The following is a 14,987-nucleotide window of genomic DNA, read 5'->3' on the forward strand; positions in this document are numbered from 1 at the left end:
GCGCTCTAACAGACTAAAACAGCAAAAAAGGCGCGGTACGACTGGCTTTTGATTTTGCGACTTCTGCTGGTGTGCCTTCTGCCACAATAAGACCGCCCTCATCACCAGCGCCCGGCCCAATATCGATAATCCAATCACTGTTACTAGCGACTTGCATGTCGTGTTCGACCATAATCACAGTGTTACCAGCGTCAACGAGTCCGTTCAATTGCGCCATCAATAGCGACACGTCTGAAGGATGCAGGCCAGTTGTTGGTTCATCAAGGATATAAAGCGTGTCTCCTCGTTGTGTTCGTTGCAGTTCGGTGGCAAGCTTAATGCGCTGTGCTTCGCCGCCCGAAAGCTCGGTCGCGGGTTGACCAAGCCTGAGATAGCCAAGCCCGACTTTTAGCAACGCGTCTAATGCTCGTAGGATAGGTGCTTCTTCTACAAAGAATTCATAAGCAGATTCGACGGTGAGATCGAGGATTTCAGCGATGTTTTTGTCTCGATAAGTGATCTCAAGGGTTTCATCATTGTAGCGTTGCCCATGACACACTTGGCATGGCGAGTAAACACTCGGCAGAAATAGTAGCTCAACACTGACAAAACCAACACCTTCGCAATTTGGGCAGCGGCCTTTTTTAACGTTAAACGAGAAGCGACCGGCATCGTAACGTCGTGCCTTTGCTGCTGGCGTTGCGGCAAATAATTTGCGCACATGATCGAACAGGCCGGTATAAGTGGCAAGGTTTGAGCGCGGCGTACGACCGATGGCTTTTTGATCGACGGTCACCAGTCGACTCACATGTTCCATACCATCAGCAATCTTACCACTGGTCTGAGTTTCTAGCTCTTGCTCTAGTAAATCAGCTTCGCCAGTCGGTGCTTCGATGATTGTCTTCTGCCCTAATTCACTATAAATGAGATCGACCAGCGCTTGACTGACTAGGCTTGATTTGCCCGAACCTGATACGCCCGTCACCGTTGTCATCACTCCCAATGGAAACGCAACATCTAGCCCTTGCAAGTTGTTGCGTTCGATATTGACCAGCTGTAGCGAGGCTTTTGCTTTTCTTGGGGTATGCTCAACCGCCTCGTCAGTCTCAAAAAGATACTGTCCTGTGCGTGATTGCGCAACGTCCCGCAAGCCTGCTACAGGGCCACTGTAAATAACTTCGCCGCCATGGGTTCCAGCCTTTGGCCCCACATCGACAATCCAATCGGCGTGCCGAATCACGCTGACATCATGCTCAACAATAAATAACGAGTTACCAGCCGCTGTCAGCTCATCCAATGCGCCCAATAGTGCTTGAGTATCGGCAGGATGTAATCCAGCAGACGGCTCGTCAAGCACATAGACCACACCAAACAGTTTAGAGCGAATTTGGGTAGCAAGTCTTAGGCGTTGTAGCTCACCCGGAGACAAAGTAGGTGTAGTACGTTCAAGTGACAGATACCCTAAGCCTAGTGTGGTCAGAGCCTCAACTCGAGACAGAATGTCACTGGCAATACGTTGAGCAACGATGGCCTTTTCTCGGTTTGGCATGTTGTCAGTTGGTTTGGTCTTGGCAGCATCCTGAAGTTTGAGTGCCATTTCAGTCAGGGTTAATTGAGACAGTTCACCAATATCAAGACCCGCGAACTTCACCGATAGCGATTCTTTTTTGAGTTTTTTGCCATGGCATTCTGGACATTCAGAAATTTGCATAAACTGGGAAACGCGCTTTTTGGTACGCGGACTTTGAGTGCTAGCAAAAGAGTGCAAGACGAAATTCTTTGCACTGGTAAACGTCCCTTTATAATTGGGCTTTTCGCCTTTTTTAATCGCCTCGCGTACTTGTTCAATGTTGTACTCTGGATAGACAGGGACTGCTGGTGTGTCATCGGTAAAGAGAATCCAATCGCGGGTTTTTTGGGGCAGGGTATTCCACGGCTTATCAATATCGTAACCCAGTGAAGTCAGGATGCGGCTTAGGTTTTGCCCTTGCCATGCAGGCGGCCAAGCAGCAATGGCGCGTTCGCGAATGGTTTTGGTATTGTCAGGAACTAGTAATTCTTCTGTCACCTCAAACACGCGGCCAATACCGGAGCAAGTAGGGCAAGCGCCATCTGGCGTATTTGGAGAGAACGCGTCGGCGTAGAGTATGCCTTGACCAGCGGGGTATTCGCCCGCTCGTGAGTAGAGCATGCGTAAACCATTTGAAATCGTCGTCACGCTACCGACCGATGAGCGTACAGATGGCGTACCTCGTTGTTGTTGCAGGGCAACGGCGGGCGGTAAGCCTTCTATCGAATCGACGTCAGGCTGATCCACTTGATCGATTAAGCGTCTGGCATAAGGCGATACTGAGTCAAGATAGCGATGTTGTGACTCAGCAAAAAGAGTACCAAATGCTAACGAAGATTTGCCTGAGCCTGATATACCCGTGAATACCACAAGGGCATTACGCGGCAAATCAACATCGACGTTTTTTAGATTGTGAACTCTTGCGCCTCTGACTTGGATGCTGTGAGCTGGGTCGCAAGCGATATTTTTAGTGGCATTGTCATCAACTTTTGCAGTGGGTTTTACTTTTTTATTTTTAGTGGTCATAAAACAGTTATTCCTATCAAATCGTATTTTTAGCTTTATTGTGAAGAAGACGGGTAAAGTTTTGGCTAAGAAACTGCTTGCTAAATAATTAGCTAATTAAACAACGTCTTGGCTCAAGCAACATCTTGGCAATCTAAAACCATCCTAGCATGTCAATATCGAATCCTTAGATAGGTTTACGCTTTACAGACAGATGACAGACATAGCAATGCCAAACAATAACATTTATAAGGTTTCATCTCTGAATTGCAGCTTGTAAGTCTTGAAAAACTGCTTTTAAGACATACGGATTTTTGAAGTGGGTGAGCTGGCAAGTGGCGAGGTAGCTGATAATGGTTTATCATTAATCATAACTATCAATTATTTATAAAAGCATCCTATGATTTTTATCAGCAATACCATTAGTCTAAATGACAGTGACGTAGAGATTAGCGCGATACGTGCGCAAGGCGCAGGCGGACAAAATGTCAATAAAGTATCTTCTGCGATTCATTTGCGTTTTGATATCCATGCCTCAAGCTTGAGTGATGTAAATAAGCAGCGACTACTTGATAGTAAAGACAGCCGAATTACCAAAGAAGGCGTGCTCATTATTAAGGCGCAGCAATTTCGTACCCAAGAACGCAATAAAATTGATGCGTTTGAACGCTTACAAAGCTTTATCAACAAAGCTACTTACGTCAATAAAACACGCAGGCCGACCAAACCGAGCAGAAATGCTAAGCGTAAACGTGTCGATCAAAAAACTCAGCGCGGTAAAACAAAAGTATTACGCGGTAAGGTGGATTTTTAGATAGACTGATTTTAAGGTGGATTTTCACAATTAACCAAAATGCCAGCCCATTTAAGTGGCTGGCATTTTTTTGTGCTTAGTTAGCATTTAAGCATAGCCCAATTAGCCCAGTCTTCTGCTTAACTCAGGAAAGCGCTTTATCATAAATAGCATCAGTAGCAATGCCATAACCGCGATAGCCGCCCCTACATAGCCCACGCTCGATAGTGAAATATGCGTTACTGCATAGCCTCCGAACAGTGCACCCGTCCCAATGCCTAAATTGATAATCCCTGAAAACATCGACATCAGCATGTCTTGTGCATTGACATCGACCATGATGACCTTGGCTTGCATGGAGATGATAAGCAGCATGAGCGCCGCGCCCCAGAGTAGGGCAATCAAGCTGAGCGCCCATATTGAGGTTACCGCAAATAACAGCATGAGCATAGACAATAGTATCAGTATCGTCGATATCAGCATTAATCTGGTATTGAATTTATCACCCCAACGACTGAAAATTACACTACCCGCAATCCCTGCGACACCGAACAATAGCAGCACAATAGTCGCAGCGTTTTCACTGATTGCCCCAACCTGCCGCATAAAAGGTTCGATATAAGAGTAGGCGGTATAGTGTGCGGTAAAGACAAGCAAAATAAGTACATATAGGCTGACCAATAAAGGGTTTTTGAGCAACTCTGGAATCTTTCTAAAAGACCCTTCAAACATACTAGGCAGCGTGGGCAACAGTCTCATTTGCAGAATAAATACGATAAGGGCAAGCCCGCCAATACCACCAAAAGTCGCGCGCCAGCCAAACCATTGACCGACCACGCGTCCTAAAGGCACACCCAAGACCATCGCTAATGACGTACCAGTCGCAAGCACACTAAGCGCCAGCGCCTTTTTGCCCTCTGGTGCCACACGTATCGCAATCGCTGCGGTGATGGACCAAAATATCGCATGCGTGAGCGCAATGCCAACTCGGCTGATGAGCAGCACTTCAAAGCTCCAAGCAAATACTGACAACACATGACTGGCAATAAATACCGCAAATAACGCCAACAGCAAACGCTTGCGCTCAAAGCGACTGGTCAGCAGCATCAATGGCAATGACATGGCCGCGACAATCCACGCATACAGGGTCAACATCCAGCCCGTTTCTGCCGTGGTTATAGAGAAATCTTGGGCGATGTCGCTTAATAGGGCAACAGGGACAAATTCGGTGGTATTCATGATAAAGGCGCTAACCCCCATCAAAAATACTTGGAAATACTGAGTGCGGCGAGCTTCTGAGCTCACCTCAAGGTTATGTTTCATATGATCCAACGGTCAGAAAGAATGCTAAAAAATTAGCGTAAAAACGGGGCAGGAAGTGAGATGTTCATAGAAAAGCTAAGCAAGATAGCAAGTCAATGGCTTTAGTTAAAGGGGTTTTTTGCTAATGTCATTAATGCTTAGCCTTTTAATGATAAATACTGACTTCGACAATAGGTTTATCTGGTTTGTCAAAATGGATAAATCAGAGGATAATTCCAAACAATATCATACTTATTTAGAAGTTATATTATGCTCATCAATGCAGAATTTTCATGCCGTGCTGCCTTAGCACCTGAACACTATCAGTGGGTCCAATCACCACAAAACGGCGTCGAGCGCGTGATGCTTGACCGAGTTGGCGCCGAAAAAGCACGTGCTACCAGTATCGTACGCTATGCCCCTGAGTCAAATTTTCCGCATCATCTGCACCCAGGTGGCGAAGAGATTCTGGTATTGTCAGGCACTTTTTCTGCGGATAATAGTGATTATCCTGCTGGTTGGTATCTACGCAATCCACCGACTTCAGGGCATCAGCCTTATAGTCATGAGGGGGCTGTTATTTTTGTCAAACTTTGGCAGATGACAGTCGACGAGACCCGTCATGTCGCTATCGATACCAACGATGCTGACAACTGGCAAGAACAAGGCGGCCGTGAGGTTTGCCAGTTATACTCGGATGCAAAGGAGCAGGTGAGCTTGCAACGTATCAATGCAGGTGAGGCATTGTTTGCAGATACCATCGTAGGAGGTGCTGAGCTATTGGTGCTAGAGGGTACTTTGATAGAAGCGGGACAGAGTTATCAGCGCGGTGGTTGGATACGTCTGCCTGTCGATGCGATATCGCAAGTAACAGCAGGAGAGAATGGCGCCACGGTTTATCTAAAAACTGGACATTTATCACAAATCATCGGAATCGATGTTCACTGAGTTTATAAGTACTGTTGAGAAAAATAACATGAAAAAAGCATCGGTAGCGATTATTGGCGGCGGTCTAAGCGGCGTGTATGCGGCTTATTTATTGGAGAAAAAAGGCATCGATTATGTGCTGTTAGAGGCGCGTCCGACGCTAGGTGGTCGTATCGTTACTGCGAAATTTTCGAGAGATAATAAAAATATAGATAGCTTTGATTTGGGGCCTTCTTGGTTTTGGCCAGACTATCAGCAGCAGTTGGCGCATCTTATTGCAGAACTGCAATTAGAGACCGTAACGCAGTTTGAAGACGGCGATATGATGGTCGAGCGCACGCCTGATATGCCTGCTATTCGTACCCACGGCTATAAAAGCGAGCCACCATCCATGCGACTTAAAGGCGGTATGGCAGCATTGATAGAGGCTCTGTATCTTCATCTTGATGCCTCACGTATTTTGACTGGCCAAATCGTATATCAACTTAATCATGCTGGTCAATATATTGAACTTACTAGTAAAGATATATCTGAGCAAGTAATGACTTGGCAGGCACAACATGTGCTGTTAGCGCTACCGCCACGTTTGGTACAAGAAAGCATTACGTTTCAACCTGCTTTACCTTCCAATCTAGCTGTGCAGTGGCAGCAGACAGCCACTTGGATGGCGCCACACGCCAAATATGTGGCGGTTTATGACACGCCTTTTTGGCAAAAACAGGGTCTTTCTGGAGCGGCGAGAAGCGCCCAAGGTCCTATGGTTGAGATTCATGATGCTTCGGTGACAGACGGTAGTGGTGCGCTGTTTGGTTTTATAGGTGTACCTGCAGAAATACGTCAAAATATTTCTGAAGCCCAATTAAAAATCCATTGCCGTGCACAGTTGGTAAGACTGTTTGGTGTAGAGGCAGAGAATCCTAAAAGAGAATATCTCAAAGACTGGGCGCAAGAACCGTTTACAGCGACTGCTACTGACGCGAGTGGCAATGGTCAACATGCGTCAGCACCTGTGTCTAAAGCAACATCTGGCGTATGGGAAAATTGTCTGACGGGTATTGGCAGCGAATGGTCAACACAATTCCCAGGTTACCTTGCTGGGGCGATTGATGCCGCTAGCATAGGGACGCTAAACCTTCCTGAGTCAATCTTGACTTAATTAATCCTGCTTATACCAATATAAAGAACCGCCTCTAAACAGTCGTTTTTGGATCAGCTCTTTCCTTTCTATACGGTCGTTTCGCTCTTTATAGTAAGGAAAGGTTCGAGCTTAATGCAAAGTGCGGTGCGTCAAGTAAAGCCACATTATCATTCCGCCTTATCATTCCGCCTTGCCCCTATAATTCCATCTAGCCTTATCTCATCTAAAATAAACAAAATACATATTAACCCTTCACATTGCTAGATTATTTCTATAAAATACCGACCGTGTGGTTTCTTTAATGTATATACATTATTAATATGTGCTCAATTTGAGACAGGTATCCTAATTATGAGTCCTACCACTATTGCTTACGGTTACCTTGCCATTGCTATCATTTGTGAAGTCATTGGCACCACCTTTTTAGCTAAGTCAGAGCAGTTTACGCGTTTGGTGCCGACAGTGATTATGGGTATGCTCTACGCCATCTCGTTTTACTTATTGACACAGACTATCAAGACCATACCGCTTGGTATCGCTTATGCGTTGTGGGCTGGACTTGGGATTGTATTGACCTCATTGGTAGGCTTGGTGTTTTTTAAGCAAACACTGGATACAGCAGCGGTAGTTGGTATTGCGATGATTGTGGGCGGTGTCGTTGTGATGAATTTACTATCTAATTCTGTCGGGCATTAATCGTGTATCTGGAGATAAAAATGGAAGCTGAAAACGCGCATAAGCGCAAAAAACAACCAGAAGTAGTACGTCGGGCATTACTTGACCAAGCAGCACGCATTACTTTAGAGCAAGGTTTGGCCAAGGTGACCTTCCAAGCGGTTGCTGATGCAGTCGGAGTAACCAAAGGCGGCGTGATGCATCATTTCACCACCAAAAACGCCTTGGTCATGGAAGTATTTCATGACGCCATGAAAAAGTTTGAGGTGGAAGTTGACGCGGCTATGGCAAAAGACCCTGTGCGTTTTGGCTCTTTTACCCGTGCTTATATCAATGCCACGATTAGCTTGGGCGAAAAAGGGCAGCATGAGTTCAATAGCCAAGCGACATTATATGCATTGATGCTAGGTGATAGTGAGCTACGTGACTTATGGGCAGAGTGGGCAAATGCACAATTAAAGAAACATGAAGCAACTGATAATACCGAAACACTATGTATGGTGCGTTTGGTCGCTGATGGTATTTGGCTCTCTGATTTTTCAGGGATTAATATCTCAGATAAAACATCCATCCATAAGCGCTTGATAAATATGACGCAAGCTGCGCAAGAATAAAGCGCCGCTCTCAACTGATTTATCGAAGAAGCGTTTTTTATTATAGAAGCATTGAACGAACAGCTTATAGAAATAGACGATATAAATTTATTTTAAATACTTAACCCATGACGAGATTATTTGGTATTAACTTTTTTATAAAGCTTTTGCCAGTCGTTGTAAGGAGAAAGAACACATGACAGATTCAAAAACAGTGCTAAATAACTTAACAGACATCATTGATTTAGAACAAATACAAACTGCCTATATTAACGGTCGTTATTTGGCGGTAGATGAAACGCTGACGACTTTTGAAGATATCAATCCAGCGACGGGTGAAGTGCTGGCGACGATTCAGCAAACGACCAATGAGCAAATTGATGAGGCTGTTAAAGCGGCACAAAAAGGTCAAAAAGTGTGGGCGGCGATGACTGCGGTTGAGCGTGGTCGAATCCTATCAAAGGCCGTTGAGATATTGCGTGACCGCAACGATGTACTGGCATTACTCGAAACGAAAGACACAGGTAAAGCTTACTCTGAAACTAAGTATGTCGATATCGTCACTGGTGCGGATGTCGTTGAATATTATGCGGGTCTGGCACCGATGATTGAAGGTCGTCAGATTCCGTTACGTGATACCAGCTTTGTCTATACTCGCCGCGAGCCACTTGGCGTGGTTGCTGGTATTGGTGCATGGAACTATCCGATTCAAATCGCGATGTGGAAAGCAGCACCGGCACTAGCCGCTGGTAATGCGATGATCTTTAAGCCATCAGAAGTGACACCGTTGACTGCGTTGAAACTGGCAGAAATTTTGACAGAAGCAGGATTGCCAGATGGTGTATTTAACGTCGTGCAAGGCAATTATAAAGTAGGTGAGGCATTAACTCAGCATCCTGATATCGCCAAAGTATCGTTTACCGGTGGTGTACCGACGGGTAAAAAAGTCATGTCGAGTGCGGCATCATCGTCTCTTAAAGATGTGACATTAGAGCTGGGTGGTAAGTCACCACTAATTATCTTTGATGATGCGGACATCGATACAGCTGCGGACATCGCGATGATGGCGAACTTCTATAGCAGTGGTCAGGTATGTACCAATGGTACGCGCGTGTTCATTCCTAAAGCCATGCAAGCTAAGTTCGAGCAGGCTATCTTAACGCGTGTTGAGCGTATTAAGCTCGGCGATCCAATGGATGAAAACATCAACATGGGCCCGTTAGTAAGCTTTCCTCATATGGAAAGAGTACTTGGTTATATCGAGCAAGGTAAAGCCAGTGGCGCACGCTTGCTAACAGGTGGTGACCGTGTGACGACAGGCGAATTGGCAAATGGCGCATTCGTCGCACCGACGGTATTCACTGATTGCACCGATGAGATGACTATCGTACGTGAGGAAATATTTGGCCCAGTGATGTCGATATTGACTTATGAGACAGAAGAAGAAGTTATTCGCCGTGCCAATGATACCGAATATGGATTGGCAGCTGGTGTCGTGACTGCTGACTTGACCCGAGCACATCGAGTTATCGCTCAAATTGAAGCGGGTATCTGCTGGTTAAATACATGGGGTGAGTCCGCAGCGCAGATGCCAGTTGGTGGTTATAAGCATTCGGGTATTGGCCGCGAAAACGGCATTGAAGCCCTTGAACACTATACGCAGACCAAATCTATCCAAGTAGAATTGGGCGCGTTTGAGTCTGTATTTTAATCATTTGTATTGAGAAAATTCTTAATCAGTAAAGTGGTTCAGTAGTAGAGCTAATTTGTTCTTTGTTCGACTTTACTGATAGTAAATGATTTATTTTTCAATATTATGGAGCGTTTTATGACATCAACCACACCTGAGTATGACTACATTATCGTTGGTGCAGGATCAGCAGGCAATGTGCTGGCCACCCGTTTGACCGAAGATGCCAACATTAAGGTGCTGCTACTAGAAGCGGGTCGTCCAGACCACCGCTTAGATTTTCGTACGCAGATGCCAGCAGCGCTCGCCATGCCGTTGCAAGGAACGACCTACAACTGGGGTTATAAAACCGATCCTGAACCGAATATGAACAACCGTGTGATGGACTGCGGTCGCGGTAAAGGACTTGGCGGCTCATCATTGATTAACGGTATGTGTTATATCCGTGGCAATGCACTAGATTTTGATGATTGGTCTAAGATTAAAGGCTTAGAAGATTGGACGTATTTGGACTGCCTGCCGTATTTTAGAAAGTTAGAAAACCGCGATGCGGGCGAGAATGACTATCATGGTGTGGGTGGTCCTGTTGAGATGACTACTTCAAAACCTGGCGTCAATCCATTGTTTCAAGCGATGATTGAAGCAGGTGTGCAAGCTGGCTATCCAAGTACTGACGATTTAAATGGCTATCAGCAAGAAGGCTTTGGGCCAATGGATCGCTTCGTGACGCCTAATGGTCGCCGTGCTTCAACGTCCCGTGGCTATTTGGACCGTGCTAAGCCGCGCAGCAATATTACGATTTTGACGGGTGCACTGACTGATGTAATCTTATTTGATGGTAAGCGTGCCATCGGTGTCAAAGTCGAGCATCAAGGTCGAACTAAGAACTTTCATGCCTCGCGTGAAGTGATTGTTTCCTCTGGTGCAATTGCTTCACCGCAATTATTGCAGCGCTCTGGTATTGGCCCTGGTCAATGGTTAAAAGATCTAGGTGTTAATGAGATTATAGATTTGCCAGGCGTCGGTAATAACCTGCAAGATCATTTAGAGCTGTATATGCAGTATGAATGTAAGCTGCCAGTGTCGATTGCACCTGCCAATAAATGGTGGAACAAGCCCGCCATCGGTGCTGAGTGGTTATTCAATGGTACTGGGCTGGGCGCATCAAACCAGTTCGAAGGTGGCGGATTTATTCGTACCGATGAGAAATTTACCCATCCTAATATTCAGTACCATTTCTTGCCATTAGCAGTACGCTACGATGGTCGTAGTGCGGTTAAATCACATAGTTTCCAAGCACACGTGGGCTCATTACGCTCGCCAAGTCGCGGTCGTGTCAAGCTGACCTCAAAAGACCCAAGTGCGCATCCAAGTATCTTGTTTAACTATATGTCTCATGATCAAGATTGGCAAGAGTTCCGTGCTGCCATGCGCATCACTCGTGAGATTATGCATCAGCCAGCGCTTGACCCTTATCGTGGTCGCTCGATTGCACCAACGGATGATTTAGTGACGGACGCCCAGTTGGACGAGTACGTCCGTAATCACAGCGAGACGGCTTATCATCCATCTTGTACCTGTGCGATGGGCGAAGACAATGATTCGGTCGTCAACGGTGAAGGGCTGGTACATGGTGTCGATGGACTGCGTGTCGTTGATGCATCGATTATGCCAAATATCATCAGTGGCAATCTCAACGCGACGACTATTATGTTAGCAGAAAAAATCGTCGATAAAATGCGCGGTGTGCAGCTGCCACGCTCGACGGTAGATTATTATGTCGCTAATGGTGCACCACTCAGAGCGGAGCCGATGCGGAGTTATAGTTCTACGGTATAAGCGGTTGAATCATCAATCATATAAGACAGTTTTAATAAGAAGGCCTTTTACAGTAAAGGTCTTTTTTATCAGCGCTAACGTTTAAGAAGATGAGTGCCGTTATGGCTGCCTCTGTTTATCGTTTGCTTTGCTATTTTTTCACATTGTTGATTTAGCAAATTTCATTTATTGGTACTGCTTTGTGCGTCATGCAGGTATTTGTATGTCATGCGGTTATCGGTCATAAGATTATGACGGACAAAGCAATATCAGACCCTGTTTAATTTACCTATTGAGGTCTTTTATGTACAGCTCGCCATCAAAGGATGCGACGAAACCCCTGACTCTAAATAAGACGGTTTTTTTAGGCTCAGCTATTATTTCTATTTTATTGATAATCTGGACGATTGCGTTTCCAGATTATAGTGAGGCATTATTAAGTTCAAGTATGGCATGGGTATCAGAGAGCTTTGGCTGGTATTACATGCTGGTGGTTGCCGCGTATAGTATATTCGCCTTGTTTGTTGGCTTTTCTAAGTATGGCGATATCAAGCTTGGTCAAGATCACGAAAAAGCACAATTTCCCTTTTTAGCGTGGGCAGCGATGCTGTTCTCCGCGGGTATTGGTATTGACCTATTGTTCTTTGGTGCGTCTGAGCCGTTGATGCATTATCTGACGCCGCATACGGGGCTCGAGCCTGCCAGTGAGGCGGCTATGCGTGAAGCACTTGCGCAGACCTTTTTACATTGGGGTCTACATGGCTGGGGCATTTATGCCTTAATCGGGATGGCATTGGCGTACTTTGCTTATCGTAAAAACATGCCACTCGCGTTACGTTCACCACTGACGCCTATCTTTGGCGAGCGCTTAATTAAAGGCTGGCTTGGTGATGGTATTGATACCTTTGGTGTGGTTTGTACCTTGATGGGTATCGCGACCAGTTTGGGTATTGGTGTATTGCAAGCCAATGCTGGTTTGACTCATGTGTTTGGGATTGAATCCAGCAAAATGGTTCAAACCTTTATCATCATAGGTGTTGTCGCTGCCGCGGCGATCTCTGCGATGACTGGTGTGGAAAGAGGTGTCCGCCGTTTATCCGAATTCAACATGCTATCGTCGATATTGCTACTGATTGCCATATTGGTGATGGGTAACACGGTTTATTTGCTGAATACCTTTACACAAAATATTGGACAGTACTTCCAAACCATCGTTTTCAAAACCTTTGATGTTTATGCTTATGATGGTCAAGCAGGCGCTGATTGGAAATCAGGTTGGACGATATTTTTCTGGGCATGGTGGGTCGCTTGGGCACCGTTTGTAGGCCTATTTATTGCGCGTATTAGCCGTGGTCGTACCCTGCGTGAGTTCGTATTTGGTGTGATGTTTATCCCACTTGGATTCATCTTTGCTTGGTTCTCTATCTTTGGTAACTCAGCGATAGATTTGGTTGCCAATGGTGCCACTGAACTTGGTGAAATCGCAGTCAATGATGCGGCAATGGGCATGTTTGCCTTGTTTGAGTATTTTCCTTACAGCGAAGTGCTATCATTTGCAGGTGTTGTGATTGGGTTAGTATTCTTTGTGACTTCAGCTGACTCAGGCGCGTTAGTATTAGCAAACTTGAGCTCACGCGGCATGACCAATGATACGGATGCACCTGTTTGGTTACGCTTATTTTGGGCAGCAGCGACCGGTCTTATTACCCTAGGCTTATTGTTTGCTGGTGGTTTTGCCTCATTACAGTCAGTATCTGTCATTGCAGGTTTGCCATTCTCACTCATCCTTGTACTCTATATGATGTCGATGTGGAAGTCGCTCAAAGAGGAAGGTAATAAGCGTAAAGCCAGTACGATTGGTACGGCTAATGTGCTTGATAGTGGTAAAAGCTGGAAAGCACGCTTGCAACGTATTGTCAGTTTCCCTAAACATGCACAAGTGGAACAGTTTTTACAAAATGTGGTCAGACCTGCCATGACGGAAGTTGAAAAAGAATTTGCGGCAGGCGGTTTAAAAACCTCTTTGGATATCCGTAACCCTGAACATATCGGACAAGATATAGATGAAGGTATGGATGAGAGTAGCGGTCAAATAGATGGTCTGAAATTACGGGTTGGACATGGTGATGAAGACGACTTTATTTATGAAGTTAATTTGATCAAAGCGGAGCGTCCTAACTTTACATTGAGCACATCAACTAAGAATGCAGAGTACTATTATCGTGCGGAAGTGTTCTTAAGTGAAGGCTCGCAAGAGTATGACTTAGTTGGTTACTCCAAAGAGCAAGTATTGGTCGATATCTTAAATCAGTACGAGCGCCATTTGCAGTATCTACATTTAGAGCGTTAATAGCTAAGTAATATACTCGACTTTACACTGACCCTATAAGTTGAATGCAGCTTATAGGGTTTTTTAAATGTCAGCGTTATAGTCTATTTGCTATAAAAGGAATAGGATATATACTGCTACGTTTTATAATGAAGATTAACAGTATTACCATTATCTGATGTGCTATCATTATTAAAAATGGTCATTCAGACCTATCGTGGGTTTAATGGTTTCGTAGCTTTCACTTGCCATTGTGAATCAATCAATGACAGCGCTACAAGCCTTGCAACTTCCAGCACGATATAAAATAACTCTGGTAAAGCGCATGAGCCTTTTCTCCGACAAAGTCATCCATGCCTTATTTGATTTGCCGAATTTGGCTTATTATTATACTTTTATTGTCGGAGTTATAGGAGTCTCACTTGTTTAATCTTCCTGCTACTCATTCCAAATATACCCGCTATTATAGACCGCAGCATTCTTTGGCGCGCCGTATCATTACTCAAATCGATACGTGTGAGCGCCGTCCCCAAGATATTACCAAAGCCATGGGCTATCCGCTTAAGCATACTATTCCTGCCTGTGATCGCCTGCGTCATGTACTGTCTAGCGAAAAATTGGGCTTGGATGGCAGTTATATCGATGCTTATTTTACTCCTGAGAAATTCTTAGAAAAGCTGGTTTCAGTACTTGATATGCAGGATGAGACGTTTGAAGAAGACATCGCTCAAATCAAGTATGATTTGGCGCATTATGCGTATCCTTTGCCTAAATATCGGTTAAGAGCAGATGTTGATTTTGAGTTTACTGCCGGCGCAAATTGGATGTCCCGTGGCGGCGCGGCTCAATTGGCTCATACTCACTTGCCTGAAAATATTGCTCGAATGACTGAGACAGAACGTGAGGTCATCGTACAAAAGTGTATTGATGAGCATTACAAAAACTACAATGGCAACTTGCCATATGGCGGCGTGATTAAAGGCTACTGGCTAACGATTGAGCAGCATGGTGAGGTTATTAGCAAAGTGGAATATGGGCTGCCAGTTAAATCATGATAGTACTCATAACGACGTAAGAAAAAATCTTAAAAAGCCTATTTAAAATCCATCTCAATAGAAAACCGCCAAGCACTTTTTAGCGTTTGGCGGTTTTTTTGAGCTTCAATATA

11 protein-coding genes are annotated in these 14,987 nt (G+C 45.0%); 9 read left to right on the top strand and 2 right to left on the bottom strand.

All coding sequences use genetic code 11. The features are described from left to right. Positions 1 to 13 precede the first annotated feature (13 nt). The gene (gene uvrA, locus JMX89_RS03995) at positions 14 to 2,575 is read right to left on the bottom strand and encodes an excinuclease ABC subunit UvrA (RefSeq protein ID WP_201550908.1); all 2,562 of its coding nucleotides are present in this window, start codon (positions 2,573 to 2,575) and stop codon (positions 14 to 16) included. A 379-nt stretch (positions 2,576 to 2,954) separates the two neighbouring features. Here uvrA and arfB point away from each other — a divergent pair, with 379 nt between their 5' ends. Further along, entirely contained in the window at positions 2,955 to 3,368 is a 414-nt protein-coding gene (gene arfB, locus JMX89_RS04000) for an alternative ribosome rescue aminoacyl-tRNA hydrolase ArfB (protein WP_189581200.1), read from the top strand. 102 nt (positions 3,369 to 3,470) lie between these two features. Here arfB and JMX89_RS04005 read toward each other — a convergent pair whose 3' ends face one another. Continuing rightward, positions 3,471 to 4,670 carry a sugar transporter gene (locus JMX89_RS04005; RefSeq protein WP_133105369.1) on the bottom strand — a complete coding sequence of 400 codons (1,200 nt, stop codon included), beginning with the start codon at positions 4,668 to 4,670 and terminating at the stop codon, positions 3,471 to 3,473. A gap of 249 nt (positions 4,671 to 4,919) precedes the next feature. Between JMX89_RS04005 and JMX89_RS04010 the strand changes: the two genes are divergently transcribed. From JMX89_RS04010 to JMX89_RS04045, 8 genes are all read left to right on the top strand, one after another. Continuing rightward, positions 4,920 to 5,597, top strand: coding sequence for a cupin domain-containing protein (locus JMX89_RS04010; protein ID WP_133105370.1), 678 nt, complete (start codon positions 4,920 to 4,922; stop codon positions 5,595 to 5,597). 28 nt (positions 5,598 to 5,625) lie between these two features. Beyond that, entirely contained in the window at positions 5,626 to 6,732 is a 1,107-nt protein-coding gene (locus JMX89_RS04015; protein ID WP_227673002.1) for a flavin monoamine oxidase family protein, read from the top strand. A 333-nt stretch (positions 6,733 to 7,065) separates the two neighbouring features. Next, positions 7,066 to 7,410 (top strand): DMT family transporter, encoded by a 345-nt coding sequence (locus JMX89_RS04020; RefSeq protein WP_201531518.1) that lies wholly within the window; start codon positions 7,066 to 7,068, stop codon positions 7,408 to 7,410. Positions 7,411 to 7,430: 20 nt separating this feature from the next. Continuing rightward, positions 7,431 to 8,003: a TetR/AcrR family transcriptional regulator gene (locus tag JMX89_RS04025; RefSeq protein ID WP_201531520.1), complete on the top strand. Its 573-nt coding sequence runs from the start codon at positions 7,431 to 7,433 to the stop codon at positions 8,001 to 8,003. A 175-nt stretch (positions 8,004 to 8,178) separates the two neighbouring features. Further along, positions 8,179 to 9,693, top strand: a complete 1,515-nt coding sequence (betB, locus tag JMX89_RS04030) for a betaine-aldehyde dehydrogenase (protein WP_201531522.1) — start codon at positions 8,179 to 8,181, stop codon at positions 9,691 to 9,693. A gap of 117 nt (positions 9,694 to 9,810) precedes the next feature. Then, entirely contained in the window at positions 9,811 to 11,511 is a 1,701-nt protein-coding gene (gene betA, locus JMX89_RS04035) for a choline dehydrogenase (protein WP_201531524.1), read from the top strand. Positions 11,512 to 11,794: 283 nt separating this feature from the next. Further along, on the top strand, positions 11,795 to 13,840 hold the full coding sequence (betT, locus tag JMX89_RS04040) for a choline BCCT transporter BetT (protein WP_201550910.1): 2,046 nt from the start codon (positions 11,795 to 11,797) through the stop codon (positions 13,838 to 13,840). 401 nt (positions 13,841 to 14,241) lie between these two features. Continuing rightward, a complete protein-coding gene (locus tag JMX89_RS04045) occupies positions 14,242 to 14,874 on the top strand; it encodes a hypothetical protein (protein WP_201531526.1) in 633 nt (210 codons plus the stop codon). The last annotated feature ends 113 nt before the right edge of the window (positions 14,875 to 14,987 follow it).

The sequence above is a fragment of the Psychrobacter sp. DD43 genome, assembly GCF_904846555.1.
Taxonomy (GTDB): Bacteria; Pseudomonadota; Gammaproteobacteria; order Pseudomonadales; family Moraxellaceae; genus Psychrobacter; species Psychrobacter cryohalolentis.